This window comes from Halogeometricum sp. S3BR5-2 (assembly GCF_031624635.1).
GTDB lineage: Archaea > Halobacteriota > Halobacteria > Halobacteriales > Haloferacaceae > Halogeometricum > Halogeometricum luteum.
Genome location: NZ_JAMQOQ010000002.1, coordinates 829,449 through 847,096, shown reverse-complemented (window position 1 = coordinate 847,096; position 17,648 = coordinate 829,449). Strand labels below are relative to the sequence as shown.

The following is a 17,648-nucleotide window of genomic DNA, read 5'->3' as shown; positions in this document are numbered from 1 at the left end:
CAAAGAAGGCACAAGGACGGGTTTTTTACGCTTCGGCGCCGGACTCTCGTGTATGTCAGACGGGCGGGACGCTCAGACCCCCACACCCGGACGCGACGCGGGCCGACAGCAACCGACCGCCGCGGACCTCTCGGGGCCCACCGAGAAGTGCGGCGTCGTCGGCGTCGCCCTCTCGGACCGCGCCGCCGCGCGGCCCCTGTACTACTCCCTGTACGCGCTTCAGCACCGCGGGCAGGAGTCGGCGGGAATCGTCACCCACGACGGGTTCCAACAGCACAGCCACGTCGAGACGGGACTCGTCGGCGACGTGTTCGGCGAGTCCGACCTCGACTCGCTGGCGGGGGCGACGGGCATCGGGCACGTCCGCTACCCCACCTCCGGGGGTCTCGGCTCCTGTTGCGCCCAACCGTTCTCCGTCTCGTTCAAGTCGGGGTCGCTCGGCCTCGCGCACAACGGCAACCTCGTGAACGCCGACGAGATACGCGCGGAACTGGAGGACCTCGGGCACGCGTTCACCTCGGCGGGCGACACGGAGGTCATCGCCCACGAACTCGCTCGGAATCTCTTAGAAGAGGACCTCGTCCGCGCCGTCAAACACACGATGACGCGCATCCACGGCTCCTACTCGCTGACCATCATGCACGACGAGACGGTGCTCGGCGTCCGGGACCCCGAAGGCAACCGGCCGCTCTGCATCGGCGAACTGGAGGACGGCTACGTCCTCGCCAGCGAGTCCGCGGCCATCGACACCCTCGACGGCGAACTCGTCCGCGACGTGCGACCGGGCGAACTCGTCGTCCTCGACGCCGACGGCTCCGGCTACGACACCTACCAACTCGTCGAACGGGAGGACACCGCCCACTGTTTCTTCGAGCACGTCTACTTCGCCCGCCCCGACTCCGTCATCGACGACACCCTCGTCTACGAGGCCCGCCGCGACCTGGGTCGAAAGCTCTGGGAGGAGTCCGGCGTCGAGTCCGACGTGGTGATGCCCGTCCCCGACTCCGGCCGCGCGTTCGCCTCCGGGTACGCCGAGGCGGCCAACGAGACGACGCCCGACGGCGACCCCCGCGAGGGCGAGGACAGCGTCGAGTTCGCCGAGGGCCTGATGAAGAACCGCTACGTCGGTCGGACGTTCATCATGCCGACGCAGGACGAACGCGAACGCGCCGTCCGCCTGAAGCTCAATCCGATAAAGAGCACCATCGAGGGGCGTTCGGTCACCATCATCGACGACAGCATCGTCCGCGGCACCACCTCCCGACAACTCGTCCAACTCGTCCGCGACGCCGGCGCGGAGGAGGTGCACGTCCGCATCGGCGCGCCGCCCATCGTCGCCCCCTGCTACATGGGCATCGACATGGCCACGCGCGAGGAACTCATCGCCTCGGATAAGACCACGGCGGAGATACGCGACGACATCGGCGCCGACAGCCTCTCGTACCTCTCCATCGACGCCATCAGCGAGGTGCTCGGCGAGTCGCGGACGGACCTCTGTCTCGGGTGCGTCACCGGCGAGTACCCCTACGACATCGACGGGGAGGCGACGGACCGCGACGTCTCCCGACCCGCCATCTCCGAGGACGCGACGCTCGCCGACGACTGACGCGACCGGTTCGCGTTCGCCCGCCACCGGTCCGAGACGAATCGCTCCGAGACGACAGTGTCGCCCCGATACCAGACTGTGACCGACAGTCTGCCTCGCGGCCGGTGCTGCTTATCCGCGTCGCGCGACACGTCCGTACTACGATGGTCCTCGAAACGTCACGCGACCTGTTCGTGCACGAACTCAAGCAGATGTACTACGTGGAGAACCGACTCGTCGACGTGCTGGACGAACTCGCCGCCGAGACGCCGGACGAGAAACTCGCGAAGGGCTTCTCGTCTCACCGCGACGAGACGCGGCAGCAGGTGGAACGCCTCGAACGGGTGTTCCGAGAACTCGGCGAGACGCCGGAGGAGGCCGAGAGCGGCGTCCTCGACGGTCTGCTGCGCGACCGCGAGGAGTTCGAGCGGGAGGTGGGGTCGGACGACCTCAAGACGCCGTTCAACCTCACGGCGGGCATCAAGACCGAGCGCGTGGAGATAACGGCGTACCAGTCGCTCATCACGCTCGCCAACGAACTCGAGTTCGAGGGCGACGTGAAGGGGCCGCTCGAAGCGAACCTCGACGAGGAGAAGGACACGCTGCGGTCGCTCGAGAAGATACAGAAGGGTTCGAGCATCAAGAAGGCCATCCGGAACCTGCTGTAGACGCTCGAACGCCCGCCCCGCGATTCGTTTCTTAATCGACGTCGTCCCCCGAACCGCCGGACCAGCAGTCAGTAGACGTGGTACAGCAGGAGGTACACCACGTCGCCGAGGAAGAAGGAGACGAGCCACAGCGACGCCGCGACGCGGCCGACCCGCCTGTGCGCGCTGTCGTATATCTCCGCGACCGGTCGGGTCACGGCGACGAGGACGGCGTAGTAGACCAGCGGGATACAGGCGATGGCCAGGAGGATGTGGATAGCCAGCGTCGGGAGGTAGACGAAGCGGTACACCGCCGCGGGGCCGGGGAACTCGGCCGTTCCCACGAGCGCGATACGGTAGAGATAGCAGACGAGGAAGGCGACGAACAGCGCCAGCGTGGTGAGCATCAGCGTCCGGTGCCGGCTCACGTCGCCGCGGCGTATCGCGCGCACGCCGAGGAGGATGGTTCCGATGGCCGTCGTGCTGAGCACCGCGTTCAGGTGCGGGATGGCGGCCAGCGTGCGTTCGGAGGCGCGGGGGAGCGACGACTCCGGGACGTAGCCGAGCACGGTGCCGAAGACGAGCGCCAGCGAGACGGCGCTCAGCGCCGCCGTCACCGCGGGGACGTGGTTTCGAGCGCGGAGTTCCATGTCCGAAGGGGGAGCCTCGGCGGCCAAAACCGTACCGACCGCGTGGCGCCTGCGAACGCCCGACACGTGGGCGGCGAAAGGAAACTCATTTAAATTACCCCGAACAACGATGGAGTGCAACACGACACAGCGAGCGTGGGTAGCCAAGCCAGGCCAACGGCGCAGCGTTGAGGGCGCTGTCTCGTAGGAGTCCGCCGGTTCAAATCCGGTCCCACGCATCGCACGGGAGGTTCCAACGAACCTTCACATCGATGCAGGTGATTCCCTTCCGGGACATCACCCACGCACAATCCTTCCGACACTACTTCCGGAGAGAGTTCTCCGTTCCGTAACCGGACGTCTCACTCGCGTCTGCACACGCCGCCGACACTCCGTCCACCGTCCACCATTTTAAAAGGATAGAGCGGGTACGTGGGTGTATGCCGAAGTACTCCACCGGAGGCGGGGGAGGCGGGAACGACGGCGATAGCTGCGAACTCTGCGGTCGTTCGACGCCGAAACTCCGCCGCGCCAACGTCGCCGGCGCCGACCTCTTGGTCTGCCCGGACTGCGCGCCGCACGACGACTCCCGGCACGAGGGCGGCGGGTCGTCGTCCGGCGGTTCGTCCTCCTCGGACGGGGAGCCGAACCGGAAGAAACGCGCCGCCCAGCGGCAGGCGAAGATGTACGACCAGGCGAAGGGCGACTCCAAGCACTGGGAGCAGGGGACGAACTACGAGAAGGACCGACTCCCCTACCTCGTCTCCGACTACGGCGACGTGGTGGCGAACGCCCGCCAGGAGGCGGGTCTGACCGTCGAGGAACTCGCGGCGGAACTCGACGCCGAGGAGTCCGACGTCGACGCCGTCGAACAGGGGCGGGCCACCCGCGCGGACGTCGGCGGGTCGCTCGTCCGCGCCCTCGAAGAGCGACTGGGCGTGACACTCGTCGACGAGTAGGCGACCCCTCCGGCCCTCGATTGACGCGACGACACCACTTTTGTCGGCCGGCGGCGCACGGGTGAAGCATGCTGACGCGTGCTCCCGCGGAGCCGACGATTCGCGAGTTCGAAGCCGAGGTGACGGGCGTCGACGGCCGCGCGGTGACGCTCGACCGGACGTACTTCTACGCCGAGAGCGGCGGCCAACCCGCCGACAGGGGGACGCTCGACGGCGTCCCGGTCGAAGACGTGCAGACGGACGCGGGGACGGAGTCTGTGGTTCACACGCTCGAATCCGACCCCGACTTCTCGCCGGGGGACCGGGTGACCGGCGTCGTCGACGACGAGTTCCGGACGTACTGCATGCGCGCACACACGGCTAGTCACGTTCTTTACGGTGCCGGTCGGGAGGTGCTCTCGGACCTCGGCTACGGCGGGTTCGACATCTCGCCCGAGAAGGTGCGCGTCGACTTCGTCACCTCCACCGACATCGACGACGAGGTGCTGGTCGAACTCGAACGCCTCGTCAACCGCACCGTCTGGGAGTCCCGCGGCGTCTCGTGGGAGGAGGTTCCGACCGAGGAGGCCCTCGACCGGGCGGAGGTGGCGTTTAACACCAAGACCGAGGAGGGCGTGATGGACGACGCCGACACGGTTCGTCTCGTCACCGTCGACGGCTGGGACGTGGCCGCCTGCGGCGGGACGCACGTCTCGAACACCGCGGAGATAGGCCCCGTCACCGTCCTCGGACGCTCGAACCCCGGCGAGGGACTCACCCGCGTGGAGTTCGCCGTCGGCGCGGCGGGCATCGACCGGCGCGCGGCGGTCCACCGCGCGGCCCTCGACGCCGCCCGCGAACTCGAAACCGGCGTCGCGGACGTCGGCGAAGCGGCGGCGTCGCTCCGGGCGGACAACGAGCGGTTAGAGCGAGAGGTCCGCGAACTCGAATCCGAACTGCTGGAGAACCGAATCGCGGAGTTCGAGACGGTCACGAAGGAGGGGGCGACGTGGCGCGTCGGCGTCCTCGACGGCTTCGACGCCAACCGCGCGGGCGAGGCGGCGAAGTCGGCCGTCGGCGAGGCGGGCGGCGCCGACGTGGTGGCCGTCGTCGGCGCGGGCGAACGACCGTACGTCGTCGTCACCGCCGACGGGGAGAGCGGCGTCCACGCCGGCGACGTCGTCGAGGGAGCGACCGACGAGTTCGGCGGCGGCGGAGGCGGCGGCCCGCCGTTCGCGCAGGGCGGCGGCCTCGACGCCGACCCGGTGGACGTGACGGCGTTCCTGCGAGACGTCTGAGTTCGCTCGCGCCGCGTCGCCGTTCAGCGGCGGACCGGCTACCGGCGACTACCGGCGAGACCGTTGGGCGCCGTCTACCTCCTCTAACACCGACTCGCCAGCGCCGTCCCTCGACTCCCACTCCCAGACGTCTTCGACGCGGACGCGTCCGTCGTCGAGGAGCGTGACCGTTCCCACCGAGTGCCCGGTGGCCGTCTCGCCGTCGGCGTTCATCTGTACGTACCGAACGTCCCACTCCCCGCCGTCGAGCGTGCCGACCAGATAGCCGTCAGCCACGTCTCCCCCCGCGTACGTCGCGGAGATGCGCTCGCCGTCCTGTTCGAATCGGAACCTCGTCTCCGCGCTCACCTCGCCGTCCTCCCCGTTGGCGACGCCCGCGAGCGTCCGGCCATCCAGCGAAATCTCCGTCATGGGCCGATGAGTGTCGCGCGCGCACCTAACGCTGCCGCAGGTGTGTCGGCCAGTCACATGGGCAGCGGTCGCGGGCCTCCGTCTCGCGGTGACGCCGTCGACGGACGGAGTCGACCTTCTCACACCGAGAGCGAGCAGAGCAGACACCAGAGTTCCGCGGCGTGTGTCGCGGTCCAGAGGAGGGCGTAGGTGAACACGGCCATCGATATGCTGTCAACCGTCTAAGGCTCTTCGGCGGACGAAGTCGCATCTCCCCCGCGACGATTCGCTCACCTTTTTCCATCATAGACCGAAACGAGAGCCATGACACTCGCAGGCGCGGATTCGGCCCTCACCGACGAGCAGCGAGCGATTCGGGACGTGGTCCGGGAGTTCGCCGTCGAGGAGATTCGCCCGACGGCGCGGGAGGCCGACGAGACGGAGGAGTTCCCCGAGGAGGTGTGGGACGGCCTCGCCGACCTCGACCTGACGGGCCTGACCGTCCCCGAGGAGTACGGCGGCTTCGACGCCGACCGGGCGACGTACGCCCTCGTGAACGAGCAGGTGGCCTACGGCCAACTCGCGGTGGCGACGGCGCTGTCCGTCCACTGTCTCGCCACCTCGTGTATCGCGGAGTTCGGAAGCGACGAGCAGAAGGAGACGTGGTTGCCGGAGATGGTCGACGGCCGCCCCGTGGGGATGTTCGCGCTGTCGGAACCCGACGCCGGGTCGAACCCCGCGGAGATGTCCACCGTCGCGCGCCGCGAGGGCGACGAGTACGTCATCGACGGGAAGAAGCAGTGGATCACGAACGGCGAACGGGGAGAGGTGTGCATCCTCTTCGCCAAGACGGACCGCGAGGACCCCGGGTCGGTCACGCAGTTCCTCGTCCCGAAGGACGCCGGTATCGAGGTGGGCAAGAAGGAGCACAAACTCGGCCTCCGCGCCTCAGACACGACGGCGCTCGTCTTCGACGACGTGCGCATCCCCGCCGAGAACCGACTCACCGAGGAGGGAAAGGGGCTCTCAGCCGCATTTCACATCCTCACCGGCGGGCGCGTCGGCATCGCCGCGCAGGCCGTCGGCCTCGCGCAGTCGGCGTTCGACGAGGCGAAGGCGTACGCGGGCGACCGAGAGCAGTTCGGCGGCCCCATCTCGGACATCCAGGCCGTCCGCCACAAGTTCTCCGAGATGGCGACGCAGATACAGGCCGCGCGCCTGATGGTCCGCGAGGCGGCCCGGCAGGACGACGCGGGGGAGGACCCGCGCACCGCGGCCGCGATGGCGAAGTACTTCGCCAGCGAGGCGGCCGTCGACGTGACGAACGAGGCCGTCCAGGTTCACGGCGGCTACGGCTACACGACCGACTTCGACGTCGAGCGGATGTACCGCGATTCGAAGATAACGACCATCTACGAGGGGACCAGCGAGATACAGAAGGACATCATCGCGCGCGGCGTCCTCGACTGACCGCTCCCGGGAGACGCGGACGGGTCGCGGACGACGCTACTTAGGCTACTCAGCAGGGCTGTCGGGAGTGGGCCGTCTCCGCGTCCGCCTCGGAGTCGTCGCCGCACTCGGTCTCGCTCCCGCCGTCGTCTCCCTTCCCACTTCCGTCCGCGTGTCCCTCGCTCACCGCCTCGTCGGCGCACTCGCCGTTCTCCAGCGGTCCGTCCGTCTCCTCGGGGTCCGCTTCCTCGGCTTCGTCCGCCTCGTCGACGCGCCGCGCGGGGTTACCGACCATCGTCGCGCCCGGCGGCACGTCCTTGCTGACGACGGCGCTGGCGCCGATAGAGGCGCCTTCCCCGACGGTGATGGCGCCGACGAGCGTCGCGCCCGCGCCGAGAACGACGTCGTCTTCGACGGTCGGATGTCGCTTCCCGGCGTGCGGTTGGTTCGCGCCGAGCGTCACGCCGTGATAGAAGTGTACGTCGTCGCCGACGTCGGCCGTCTCGCCGACGACGACGCCCGCGCCGTGGTCGATGGTGACGCGGCGGCCGAGTTCCGCGCCGGGGTGTATCTCGACGGCCGTGAGGAGGCGGGCCGAGTGCGACAGCAGGCGCGCGGCGAATCGGCGGTCCCGCTTCCAGAGGGCGTGTGCGACCCGGTGGGTCCACACCGCCGTCATGCCGGGGTAGAAGAGGAGTACGTCGAGCGTCCCGCCCGCGGCGGGGTCGCGTTCCTGAATCGCCGCCACGTCCTCGCGGACGCGGGCGACGGCGTCGCGGAGGCGGCCGAACAGTCCGCGTTCGCGTCCGCTACGCCGAGCCATGATTCCCCGCTCGTCGGTCGGTCGGCGCCGTTCGGTTCGGCGGTCGGGTCCGGGGGTCGGAACTCGCCGGACGGCGTCCGCATCGGCGGCAACGCGGCCGCTGAGCGTCGAGGCGGTCGGACGCGGTCCGTTCGTGTTGACCGGCGAGTTCGGTCATACCCTACGTGGGGGACCCACACTGAAAAGTCCGACCGAAGCGGTCTTTCGCGCGGGGGCCGACAGTTCGGGCATGTCGAACGAAACGGGACCGCTCGGACTCTCGGCGGAGTACGACGCGGTCGTCTGGGACCTCGACGGAACGCTCGTCCACCTCGCCGTGAACTGGGACGCCGTCGCCGCGGAGGCGGAAGAGACCTTCCGGGCGGCGGGCGTCGACGCCGGCGGGATGGACCTGTGGGCGATGCTCGACCTCGCGGACGAACACGGGATGCGGGACGACGTCGAGGCGGTCGTCGCCGACCACGAACGCGACGGGGCGCGGCGCTCGGCGCGCCTCGCGTCGGCCGACCGAGTCGGCGCGTTCGACCGGGAGGGCGTCTGCTCGCTCAACTGCGAGGACGCCTGTCGCCTCGCCCTCGACGCGCACGACCTGACGGCGGGCGTCGACGCCGTCGTCGGCCGCGACACCGTGGCGACGCGGAAGCCCGACCCCGAACCGCTCTTGGAGACGCTCCGACGGATAGACGCCGACCCCGCGGACGCCGTGTTCGTCGGCGACTCGCGGCGCGACGAGGTGACCGCCGAACGGGCGAACGTCGCCTTCCGCTACGTCGACGGCGGGCCGTCCGAGGTCTGAGTTTCGGCCGCCGAGCGTCGAACTTCCTCGCGCCCCGCCGCGCCGACGAGGGCGTTAAGTCGCTGACGCGCCAACCTCCGGCGATGAGTTATCCGGTCAGGTATTACTGCCCGCACTGCGGGGCCGTCGTCGAACTCGAACGCGACGGCTACCTCTCCGATAAGTCCGTCACGCCGTACCCGCTGACGGGGTGGGAGTACGCCGACCCCGGCGAGTCGTTCGAGGACGGGGACGCCGACGGCGTCCGCCTCGTCTGCGGCGAGAGCGACGCCGACGGCCTGCGCTGGACGGGCGAGGTGAGCGGGGCCGACGACGTGGAGAACCCGGCGCTGGAGTCGCCCTGCGGGAGCCCCTTCTACCTCTCGTTCGTCCGCTTCGAGGACGGCCAAGAGGTCGACCCCGTCCCCGAGTCCGAGTACGTCGACATCGGGAGCGGACCGCGGTCGGGACCGCGGGGGCCGAGCGGACCGAAGGGACCGAACGGACCGTAGGGGAGTCAGCACCGCTCACGCGGGGTATATCTCCTCGGCGCGCGTCTGAGAGTGCGATATGACTCTCATCATCCAGTCCATCGTCGGCGACGCCGCGTTCTTCGTTCCGTTCGCCGTCTTCGCCCTCGGCGCTCTCGGCCTCGCCTTCTACCTCACCCGCCTCGAACACGAAAAGGAGATGGCGCTCATCGAGGCCGGCGAGTACCAGCAGCTCAGAAACGACAACCGCGCGTGGGTACTCGGCGGCGGCCTCCTGCTCGCGGCCCTCGGTCTCGCCGACGTGACGACGACGCTCCTCGCGGGCGGCGTCCCGCAGGAGGGCGTCGCCGCCCTGTTCGTCGGTCTCGCGGCCCTCGCGTACTACTTCTACAAGCGCCGCGAGGACCGCGCCGACGCGCCGGCGAACCCGACTCGCGCGTGAGTCGCGGATTCGGGGTCGAACCCCGATTCAGCCCTTGATGTTGCACACCGGGAACGTCCGGGCCACCTTGTCCCCGATTCCGAGTTCGTCCGAGACGCGCACCACCTCGTCCACGTCCTTGTAGACGCCCGGCGCCTCCTCCGCGACGGTGGCGCCCGACTGCGCCTTGACGTATATCTTCTGCTGGTCGCGGAGTTCGTCCCGCACCGTCTCGCCCCAGTACTCCTGTTTGGCCTGCGTCCGACTCATCGTCCGGCCCGCGCCGTGCGCCGTCGACCCGAACGTCTGCTCCAAGGAGCGCTCGCCGCCGCGCAGGACGTAGCTCCCGGCGCCCATGCTCCCCGGGATGATGACGGGTTGGCCCACGTCGCGGTACGCCGAGGGGAGTTCCGGTCGCCCGGCCGGGAACGCGCGCGTCGCCCCCTTCCGGTGGACGTACAGTTCGCGCTCCTCGCCCCCCACGTCGTGCACCTCCTTCTTGGCGATGTTGTGCGCCACGTCGTACAGCAGGTCCATCTCCATCGCCTCCCAGTCGCGGCCGAACACCCGCTCGAACACCCGCCGCGTCCGGTGCATGATGAGTTGGCGGTTCACCCACGCGAAGTTGATGGCGGCGCACATCGCGCCGTAGTACTCCTCCGCGAGTCGGGACCCGGCCGGCGCGGCGGCCAGTTCCTTGTCCGGGAGCGATTCCAAGAGGTCCCCGTGCTCCTTCTCTATCTTCCGCAGGTAGTCCGAGCACACCTGGTGGCCCAGTCCCCGCGACCCGCAGTGGATGAGCACGACTATCTGGTCTTCCTCCAGACCGAACTCGCCCGCCACGTCCTCCCGGAAGACGTCGGTCACGCGCTGGACTTCGAGGAAGTGGTTGCCCGACCCGAGGCTGCCGAGTTGGTTCTTCCCCCTGTCCTTGGCCTTCTGCGAGACGGCGTCGGAGTCGGCGTCCGGTCGTCGGCCCTCGTCCTCGCAGTGGGCCAAGTCGTCCTCGACGGCGTGGCCGTGCTCCAACGCCCAGTCCACGCCGCGGTCGAGGACGCCCTCGACGGCGTCCACGTCGCCCTGCACGATGCCGCCGCCGCCGAGACCCGAGGGGACGTTGGCGAACAACGAGTCGACGAGTTCCTCCTCCTTCCCCTCCAACTCGGCGTACGTGAGGTTCGTCTTCATCATTCTCACGCCGCAGTTGGAGACGACGAATCCGTTGGCGACGAAGTTGTGAGCGTCGTGTGTGACGCCGATATCGTACACCGTTTTCCGACCCTTCTCCCGGATGGTCTCGATTTCGGCTTCGACCGTCAGGTCGTCTCGAACGGTTCGCTGCGAACAGAACGCTTCGTAGTCGGGGAAGTCAGCTGGGGGTCGCGGACGCCCCTCACGCCCGCCGTACAGACTCCGTTCGACGAATCGCTCGTTCACGTCGAACCGCGCTTTGATCTCTTTCGGTGCGACGCCGCCGTCGGCCAACGCGCGGGCTTCCTCTGCGATTCGCGCTCGCTCTTCGATGACGCGTTCTTTCCGTCGGAGGTACGCCGTCGCCAGCGCCGCGCGTTTCGCCTTCTGTCGATTGTATCGGTACCCGATGCGGCTGAAGAACCGAACGAGGTTCTCGGAGTCGTTCTGAACGCCGAACCGGAACCGAACGGTCTCGCCGGCCGTCGTCTCGGTTCGCTCGACCTCCTCCAGCGCGTTCGTCCGGACGCCGAGTTCGTTCAGGTGACGCATCAACCCCCGCACGAACGCTTCGCCGTGCTCTTCGAGGTCGGCGACCCGATTGTGAGAGACCGACGGGCAGTACAGGTTCTTCGCCGCCATCGCGGCCGGCGCGCTCATCTCCGCGCCGAAGAACGCCGAAAAGTAGAGCGCCTTCTGCCAGTCTGCGAGCCTGTCGAGATAGTCGGGGACGGTGAACGCCGATTCCGTCTTTCGCCCGTCGGGCGCACCGAGGCGGACGAGCAACTGTTTGAATCCCTTCGCTGACCCGCGAGTGCTGTACTCGGTTCGCTCGAACCGATTCCCGTCTATCTCGTGTTCGCGGTCCCGTTCGTAGATTCTCGAGGCGGTGTAGCCGACCGCTTCGATGTCCGCTCGAATCGATTCGAGGTCCTCGGGAGACCCGTAGAACCAGGACTGATTGCCGCTGAACGACCCGTCGCCCGTATGGAACCCGACCAGCTTCAGGAGGCGATTGAACGCGTCGTCGGTCGACTTCAGGGGCAACAGACCGCGGTCTTTCAGCCCGCGAACGAGTTGCGGGTCCTCGCCCGCGAAGTCGTCCTCGTCGAGAACGACGAACTCCGGCGGGTCCTCGTCCGGCAGTCCGACGAACGGGCGAGTGCGTACCGTCTCCCCGACTTCGAGTGAGTCGAGCGTCCGCATCCCCTCGGGCGTCGAGAACGGATGGTCGGCCGTCGCCTCTATCTCGTCGCCCGCGTTCGTCCGCACCTCGTAGACGGTCTTGTCTCCCTCCTCGGTGAACAGCCGAATCCGAGAGCGAGCGTCCTCGTCGGCGGCGACGACGGCTCGTTGCTCCTCGAAGTCCCGCCACAACTCCCGGATCGGACGGCGGCGACCGAACTCCAAGAGCACCTCCGAGTCGCCCGAAAGGCAGTTGATGTCGTAGCCCACCGATCCGGGCGAGATACAGCCGTTCTCCGTGTCGGTCGCGCCGACGCCGCCGACGGGGAAGCCGTACCCCTGATGTCCGTCGGGCATGCAGATGGCGTACTTCGTCATCCCCGGCAGGTGCGTCGCGTTCCGCAGTTGTTCGAGCGTCTTGTCCTGTCGGATCTGTTCGAGCAGTTGCTCGCTGGCGAGGACGCGCGCGGGGACCCGCATCTCCCCTTCGCGCGGCATCTCCCAGACGTGCTCGCGGACGCGTTCGAGGCGAATGTCGCCGAACTCCTTCACGTCGTCGTCGGTCATGGATGTGAGTTCGACGGGGCGGGTGAATAGGATTCCGTCCGCGGGTCGCGCGGGTCACGGGCGACGGGTTCGATAACCACCGGCGCTACACGTCGAAGACGACGTACGCCTCCCAGCCGTCGTCCGTCTCCGCGACGCGCATCTCCGAGTACGTCACGGCCTTCACCTCTCGGGCGTCCACGTCCGCGAGGTGGACGCCGCGCGCGGACCCCGAGAGCGTCCACTCCTCGCCCTCGCTTCTCACTTCGGCCTCGTTGTCGACGGGGAGGACCGCGCGCACGTCGCGTTCGTACACCAGTTGGTCGAGGTAGTCGAACAGGAGGGCCTCGACGCCCTCGGCGCGCACTTCTATCGGAAAGCGCTCCCCGCCGGCATCCGGAATCTCCTCGCACCCGGCGGCGGCGAGGCCGTCGGCGACGGCGGCGAACAGGTCCGACAGCGACGGTGCGGACGCGGCGACGGCCACGTCGGCGGTGTGGTCGCGGAGTTCGAAGCTCATGCCGTGGGTTCCTCGTCGCCGTCCCCGTCCCGCTTTCGGTCGGCGGGCGGGCGAGCGTCGTCGGTCGAGCGGTCGCGGGCGTCGTTGCTCGCTCGCTCGCGGGCGTCGTCGGCGGTCACGCCGGCCGGGGTGCGGTCCGTCCCCTCGGCCTCGTCGGCGGACCGACCCGCCATCTCCGCGGGCGTCCCCGCGGTGGACTCCCGCTCTTCCGGCGGCCGGGAGCGCGCCTCCGGGGGGTCGCGCGGGCCGTGCGGTTCGCCGGCCCCCGCACCCGCGTCGGCCCCCTCCCGCGCCGCGAGGTGGTTCGGGGTGTCGGTGTGCTCGGGGTCGACTTGCCGGTCGTACGCCGTCGTCCTGTCGGTGTCGACGGGGTCGCGCCGGTGGCCGTAGTCGCCTTCGGGCGTCGAACGCGCCCGCCCGTCGGCGGCGGCGGCGCCCGCGATATCGCGGAGTTGGGACTCCGAGAGGCCGGCGTCCGACCCGGCGCCCGAGTCGGAGACGGCGACGCCGCTGGTCACGACGGTTCGGATGCCCTCCTCGACGGTCATGTCCACGTCGATGACGCGGTCCGCGGGGAGGTGGACGAGGTGGCCGCCCATCACGGGGTTCGGCGCCAACGGGAGGAACAGCGTCTTCATGTCGGGGTGGCCGACGGGCGTGCTGAGCACGTCCGGCGTGTCGGTGGTGACGAACCCCAGCGTGTACGCGCCCTCGTGGGGGAACTCGACCAGTTTCACCTCGCGGAAGTTCTGGGCGTCGCTGTCGAGCATCACGTCGCTCATGCGCCGAAAACTGTCGTAGACCGACCCGACGCCGGGAATCTGCGTCATCACGTAGTCGAAGTGGCCGACCGCCCGTTCGCCGTACCGCGAACTGTTGACGACGAGGCCGACGAACAGGACGAAGACGAACAGGAGAGCGGGCGCGAGCAGTTCGACCATCGTCTCGCGGGAGACGTTCAGCACGCCCGGGATGACCGTGACGGCGGGCGTCTCCACGACGACGTCCGAGAGGAGGTTCAGGTAGCGGTAGATGGCGTTGAACAGGAAGAGGACGACGACGGCGGTGACGACGAGGGGGACGATGACGGCGATGCCGCTGATGAGCGCCTCCCTGAACAGGGCCCGCAGCGACCCGCGGACGCGCTTCACCCGCGAGACGCCGCCTTCGGTCTCGGACATCGGTGTACGAGGCCGCGTTCGCGGTAGCCGTACAAAACGTTCGTGGCCCGTCCGTTCCCGACGTATCGTCGAGGAGAGAGATTCCGCTCGACGGCGGTTCCCCCGACGGAGGAGTTATATTCGTGACCATTCTATCGGGTGGCGTGAGCGTCAACGTGGAGAAACGGGTGGATCAACCGGGGTCCGCGGAACACGCCGAACAGGCGTGGGAGCTGAAAGAGCGCATCCGGCGGTCCGAGGGCGTGCTGAAGCAGCGTCGCGGCTTCTTCATCGACGCCTACCGCCGCGCGACGACGCACCTGTACTTCGAGGACGAGACGCTCATCGGTTTCGCCTCGACGCGGCGCGACGGCTACATCCTCTTTCTCGCCGTCGCGCCCGAGGCGCGCGGGCAGGGCTACGGCGAACGACTCGTCGCCGAGGTGGCCCGCGACCACCGGTCGGTCTCCTGTCACGCCCGGACGACGAACGAGGGCGCGTTGGCGTTCTACAAGAACATCGGCTTCGAGGTCAAACGGGAGATAACGAGCTACTACGAGGACGGCGGCGACGCCTACTACCTCCGCCTCGGCGAGAAAGCGAGCATCCGCGAGAAGTTCTCGGACCTGTTCCGACGGTAGCCCTACACGTCGTCGACGATTTCGCCGAGACGGTCGACCGGGAGCGCCTGGTACGTCTCGGTGTCGAGGCCGTGACGCTCGATGAGTTGCGTCACCTCGAACGCCTCGTCGTCGCCGTCGACGCGGAAGCGAACGTCGAAGTCGTACGGGCCGAGGACGGCGTGCGTGTCGAGGAGTTCGCCGCCGGCCTGTTCGACGTCTTCGCGGATCGAGCCCCAGATGGACGCGAACTCCTGCGGGTTCTGGTACTCCATCTCGTCGACGTCGACGTGCGCGATATACGTCGGCATAATTCCCACTGGACGCCGAAGGAACAAAAGGCTGTGCGTACCGCCGCCGTCCTCTTTCCGCCCCATCCTCAACCTTTAATCGAACGCCGCCTCTTGGTCCGCGTATGTACATCGGCGTACTCACGGTTCCGCTCGGCGGCGAATCGCTCCCCGACGCGCTCTCGTACCTCGACGACATCGGCGTCGACGGCGTCGAACTCGGCGTCGGCGGCTTCCCCGGCGACGACCACGTCGACCGGCGGGCGACCCTCGACGACGAGGAGAAACAGGAGGAACTGCTCGATTTGGTCGACGAACACGACATGCAGATTAGCGCGCTGGCGACGCATAACAACCCGCTGCACCCCGACGAAGAGCAGGCCGAGGAGGCCGACACGGAACTGCGCGAGGCCATCGAACTCGCGGACGCCCTCGACGTGGACACGGTCACCGGCTTCTCCGGCCTTCCCGCGGGCGGGCCGAACGACGAGGTGCCCAACTGGATCACCGCGCCGTGGCCGACGGAGCACGCCGACGCGCACGACTACCAGTGGGAGGTGGCCGTCGACTACTGGTCCGAACTGGCCGAGTTCGCCGACGACCACGGCGTGAACGTCGGCATCGAGATGCACCCGAACATGCTCGTCTACGAGCCCTCGGGCATGATGCGACTGCGGGAGGCGACCAACGAGCGCATCGGCGCGAACTTCGACCCCTCGCACCTCTACTGGCAGGACATCGACGTCTGCCACGCCATCCGCTTCCTCGGCGAGAAGGACGCCATCCACCACTTCCACGCGAAGGACACGAAGGTGTACACGTGGAACTCGAGATTGAAAGGCGTCCTCGACACCACCGACTACACCGACGAGTCGAACCGTTCGTGGCTGTTCCGCTCCATCGGCTACGGCCACGGCGAGAGCCACTGGAAGGACGTGGTGTCGACGCTCCGAATGGTGGGCTACGAGGGGGCGCTCTCCATCGAACACGAGGACTCGCTGACCTCCTCGAACGAGGGACTGGAGAAGGCCGTCGACATCCTCGACCGCGCCGTGTTCGACACGCAACCGGGCGAGGCCTACTGGGCGGAGTGAGGGGCGCGCAAAGCGTCGGGGACCCGACGGATATGAAACGCTAAACCGCCGCCGCGTGAAGCGCCGGCATGGCGCTCGACATCGGAATCCTCGGCTACCGGTTCATGGGTAAAGCCCACTCGAACGCATTGGCGCGACTGCCGATGTTCTTCCCCGACGCACCGGAGATAAATCGACACACCCTCGTCGGCCGCGACGAGGAGGCACTCGCCGACGCCGCCGACGAACTCGGCTTCGAGCACACCTCGACCGAGTGGGAGTCGGTGATAGACGAGGTGGACGCCTTCTACAACCTCGGCCCCAACCACGTCCACGCCGAACCCTCCATCGCGGCGCTGGAGGCCGGCACGCCCGTCTTCTGCGAGAAACCGCTCGCGCCCACCCTCGAAACTGCGGAGGAGATGCGCGACGCCGCCGCCGACGCCGGCGTCCCCGCGGGCAACGCGTTCAACTACCGCTTCGTCCCCGCGATTCGGTACGCGAAAGGACTCATCGACGACGGCGAACTCGGCGAGATTCGGGAGATAAACGGACGCTACCTACAGGACTGGCTCGTCGACCCCGAGGCGCCGTGGTCGTGGCGCAACTCGAAGGAACTGGCCGGGAGCGGCGCCCTCGGTGACCTGGGCGCGCACACGGTCGACCTCGCGCGCTTCCTCGTCGGCGAGCGTGCGGGCGAGATAGACCGCGTCTCCGGCCACCTCCGGACGTTCGTCGACGAGCGACCGGTCGAGGGCGAAGACGAGACCAGAGCGGTGACCGTCGACGACGCCTACACGGCGCAGGTGGAGTACGAGAACGGCGCGATGGGCACGTTCGAGGCCTCTCGGGTGGCCGACGGCCACAAGAACGACCACACGATTCGGGTCCACGGGACGGAGGGGAGCCTGAAGTTCTCCTTGGAGCGACTGAACGAACTGGAGTACAAGCGCGGCGACGGACGGGGGTACGAGACGATTCTCGTCACGGACGGCGACGACCCGTACCTCGACCACTGGTGGCCGCCGGGGCACGTCCTCGGCTGGGAGCACACGTTCGTCCACGAGAACTACGAGTTCCTCTCGGCGGTGCGCGACGGCGAGGAGTTCCACCCGTCCTTCGGGGACGGCTACGAGGTCCAGCGGGTTCTCGACGCCGTCGAGCGCTCCGACGAGAGCGGCGAGTGGGTCGAGCCCTGAGCGGGCGCCGGACCGTTCACGGGGTCTCGTCGGCCGCCGCCGCGGACCACTCGCTCGACCACCGCGAGAGTCGCGGTTCCGGCAGCGCCGTGGAGTCGCCGTCCAAGAAGACGCCGACGGTGACGCCCGCCGACACGGGGACCATGAGCGCGACGAGTTCCTCGAAGTAGTGCACCGACCCTCGGTGCTCGCCCGGGGCGCTCGGTAGCATCTCGTGGCGCCGGATGGACTCCTGTCCGATGTAGAACCGTCGGAGGAGGTGCGCGTGCTCGCGCGCCGTCGCGGGGTCCACGTCCGACCGGAGGTAGTGCGGGTGTACCTCCGCGTCCGCGTACTCCACGCAGCACCGCAGGTCCCCGCGGAGTTCCGCCCGGAGGCGCTCGACCAGCTCTGCGATAGACATACGCCCTCGACGCCG

At 68.4% G+C, this 17,648-nt stretch carries 18 protein-coding genes, 1 tRNA gene and 2 pseudogenes; 12 read left to right on the top strand and 9 right to left on the bottom strand.

Going from position 1 to position 17,648, the window contains the following annotated elements; translation table 11 throughout:
• The first annotated feature begins 52 nt into the window (after positions 1–52).
• Positions 53–1,606: an amidophosphoribosyltransferase gene (purF, locus tag NDI79_RS10915; protein WP_310928492.1), complete on the top strand. Its 1,554-nt coding sequence runs from the start codon at positions 53–55 to the stop codon at positions 1,604–1,606.
• Between the two features lie 143 nt (positions 1,607–1,749).
• Positions 1,750–2,253 (top strand): YciE/YciF ferroxidase family protein, encoded by a 504-nt coding sequence (locus NDI79_RS10910; protein ID WP_310928491.1) that lies wholly within the window; start codon positions 1,750–1,752, stop codon positions 2,251–2,253.
• Between the two features lie 68 nt (positions 2,254–2,321).
• Here the strand turns inward: NDI79_RS10910 and NDI79_RS10905 are convergent, their stop codons facing one another.
• The gene (locus NDI79_RS10905; RefSeq protein ID WP_310928490.1) at positions 2,322–2,882 is read right to left on the bottom strand and encodes a DUF420 domain-containing protein; all 561 of its coding nucleotides are present in this window, start codon (positions 2,880–2,882) and stop codon (positions 2,322–2,324) included.
• A gap of 133 nt (positions 2,883–3,015) precedes the next feature.
• On the opposite strand from NDI79_RS10905, the gene NDI79_RS10900 reads away from it, so the two are divergent.
• From NDI79_RS10900 to NDI79_RS10890, 3 genes are all read left to right on the top strand, one after another.
• Positions 3,016–3,100 (top strand) — tRNA-Leu (locus NDI79_RS10900).
• 201 nt (positions 3,101–3,301) lie between these two features.
• Complete coding sequence (locus NDI79_RS10895; RefSeq protein WP_310928489.1) at positions 3,302–3,820, top strand: multiprotein-bridging factor 1 family protein; 519 nt, start codon at positions 3,302–3,304, stop codon at positions 3,818–3,820.
• Between the two features lie 68 nt (positions 3,821–3,888).
• The gene (locus tag NDI79_RS10890; protein WP_310928488.1) at positions 3,889–5,097 is read left to right on the top strand and encodes an alanyl-tRNA editing protein; all 1,209 of its coding nucleotides are present in this window, start codon (positions 3,889–3,891) and stop codon (positions 5,095–5,097) included.
• A gap of 48 nt (positions 5,098–5,145) precedes the next feature.
• On the opposite strand, the gene NDI79_RS10885 is transcribed toward NDI79_RS10890, so the two are convergent.
• Positions 5,146–5,508: an avidin-fold protein gene (locus tag NDI79_RS10885; RefSeq protein ID WP_310928487.1), complete on the bottom strand. Its 363-nt coding sequence runs from the start codon at positions 5,506–5,508 to the stop codon at positions 5,146–5,148.
• A gap of 303 nt (positions 5,509–5,811) precedes the next feature.
• Between NDI79_RS10885 and NDI79_RS10880 the strand changes: the two genes are divergently transcribed.
• A complete protein-coding gene (locus NDI79_RS10880; protein WP_310928486.1) occupies positions 5,812–6,957 on the top strand; it encodes an acyl-CoA dehydrogenase family protein in 1,146 nt (381 codons plus the stop codon).
• A gap of 241 nt (positions 6,958–7,198) precedes the next feature.
• On the opposite strand, the pseudogene cysE reads toward NDI79_RS10880, so the two are convergent.
• Positions 7,199–7,759, bottom strand: a pseudogene (gene cysE, locus NDI79_RS10875) (serine O-acetyltransferase); the annotation flags it as partial.
• 229 nt (positions 7,760–7,988) lie between these two features.
• Here cysE and NDI79_RS10870 point away from each other — a divergent pair.
• From NDI79_RS10870 to NDI79_RS10860, 3 genes are all read left to right on the top strand, one after another.
• Positions 7,989–8,555 carry an HAD family hydrolase gene (locus tag NDI79_RS10870; RefSeq protein ID WP_310928484.1) on the top strand — a complete coding sequence of 189 codons (567 nt, stop codon included), beginning with the start codon at positions 7,989–7,991 and terminating at the stop codon, positions 8,553–8,555.
• Positions 8,556–8,638: 83 nt separating this feature from the next.
• Positions 8,639–9,046 carry a DUF7969 family protein gene (locus tag NDI79_RS10865; protein WP_310928483.1) on the top strand — a complete coding sequence of 136 codons (408 nt, stop codon included), beginning with the start codon at positions 8,639–8,641 and terminating at the stop codon, positions 9,044–9,046.
• Between the two features lie 58 nt (positions 9,047–9,104).
• Positions 9,105–9,467 carry a hypothetical protein gene (locus NDI79_RS10860; RefSeq protein WP_310928482.1) on the top strand — a complete coding sequence of 121 codons (363 nt, stop codon included), beginning with the start codon at positions 9,105–9,107 and terminating at the stop codon, positions 9,465–9,467.
• Between the two features lie 27 nt (positions 9,468–9,494).
• On the opposite strand, the gene NDI79_RS10855 is transcribed toward NDI79_RS10860, so the two are convergent.
• From NDI79_RS10855 to NDI79_RS10845, 4 genes and pseudogenes are all read right to left on the bottom strand, one after another.
• Positions 9,495–12,092 (bottom strand): RtcB family protein, encoded by a 2,598-nt coding sequence (locus NDI79_RS10855; protein ID WP_343218171.1) that lies wholly within the window; start codon positions 12,090–12,092, stop codon positions 9,495–9,497.
• A pseudogene (locus NDI79_RS23535) lies at positions 12,072–12,389 on the bottom strand (RtcB family protein); the annotation flags it as partial. The pseudogene NDI79_RS23535 and the gene NDI79_RS10855, both read right to left, overlap by 21 nt.
• Before the next feature lie 85 nt (positions 12,390–12,474).
• A complete protein-coding gene (locus NDI79_RS10850) occupies positions 12,475–12,888 on the bottom strand; it encodes an archease (protein ID WP_310928481.1) in 414 nt (137 codons plus the stop codon).
• Complete coding sequence (locus NDI79_RS10845) at positions 12,885–14,069, bottom strand: DUF502 domain-containing protein (protein WP_310928480.1); 1,185 nt, start codon at positions 14,067–14,069, stop codon at positions 12,885–12,887. Before NDI79_RS10845 ends, NDI79_RS10850 begins: the two co-directional genes overlap by 4 nt.
• 143 nt (positions 14,070–14,212) lie before the next feature.
• Here NDI79_RS10845 and NDI79_RS10840 point away from each other — a divergent pair, with 143 nt between their 5' ends.
• Positions 14,213–14,689: a GNAT family N-acetyltransferase gene (locus NDI79_RS10840; protein WP_310928479.1), complete on the top strand. Its 477-nt coding sequence runs from the start codon at positions 14,213–14,215 to the stop codon at positions 14,687–14,689.
• Between the two features lie 2 nt (positions 14,690–14,691).
• On the opposite strand, the gene NDI79_RS10835 is transcribed toward NDI79_RS10840, so the two are convergent.
• The gene (locus NDI79_RS10835; RefSeq protein WP_310928478.1) at positions 14,692–14,979 is read right to left on the bottom strand and encodes a GYD domain-containing protein; all 288 of its coding nucleotides are present in this window, start codon (positions 14,977–14,979) and stop codon (positions 14,692–14,694) included.
• A 104-nt stretch (positions 14,980–15,083) separates the two neighbouring features.
• On the opposite strand from NDI79_RS10835, the gene NDI79_RS10830 reads away from it, so the two are divergent.
• Together NDI79_RS10830 and NDI79_RS10825 are read left to right on the top strand one after the other, a co-directional pair.
• A complete protein-coding gene (locus NDI79_RS10830) occupies positions 15,084–16,052 on the top strand; it encodes a sugar phosphate isomerase/epimerase family protein (protein WP_310928477.1) in 969 nt (322 codons plus the stop codon).
• A 68-nt stretch (positions 16,053–16,120) separates the two neighbouring features.
• Positions 16,121–17,230, top strand: coding sequence for a Gfo/Idh/MocA family protein (locus NDI79_RS10825; protein WP_310928476.1), 1,110 nt, complete (start codon positions 16,121–16,123; stop codon positions 17,228–17,230).
• A 16-nt stretch (positions 17,231–17,246) separates the two neighbouring features.
• Here NDI79_RS10825 and NDI79_RS10820 read toward each other — a convergent pair whose 3' ends face one another.
• Positions 17,247–17,633 (bottom strand): DUF7522 family protein, encoded by a 387-nt coding sequence (locus NDI79_RS10820; RefSeq protein ID WP_310928475.1) that lies wholly within the window; start codon positions 17,631–17,633, stop codon positions 17,247–17,249.
• Positions 17,634–17,648 lie beyond the last annotated feature (15 nt).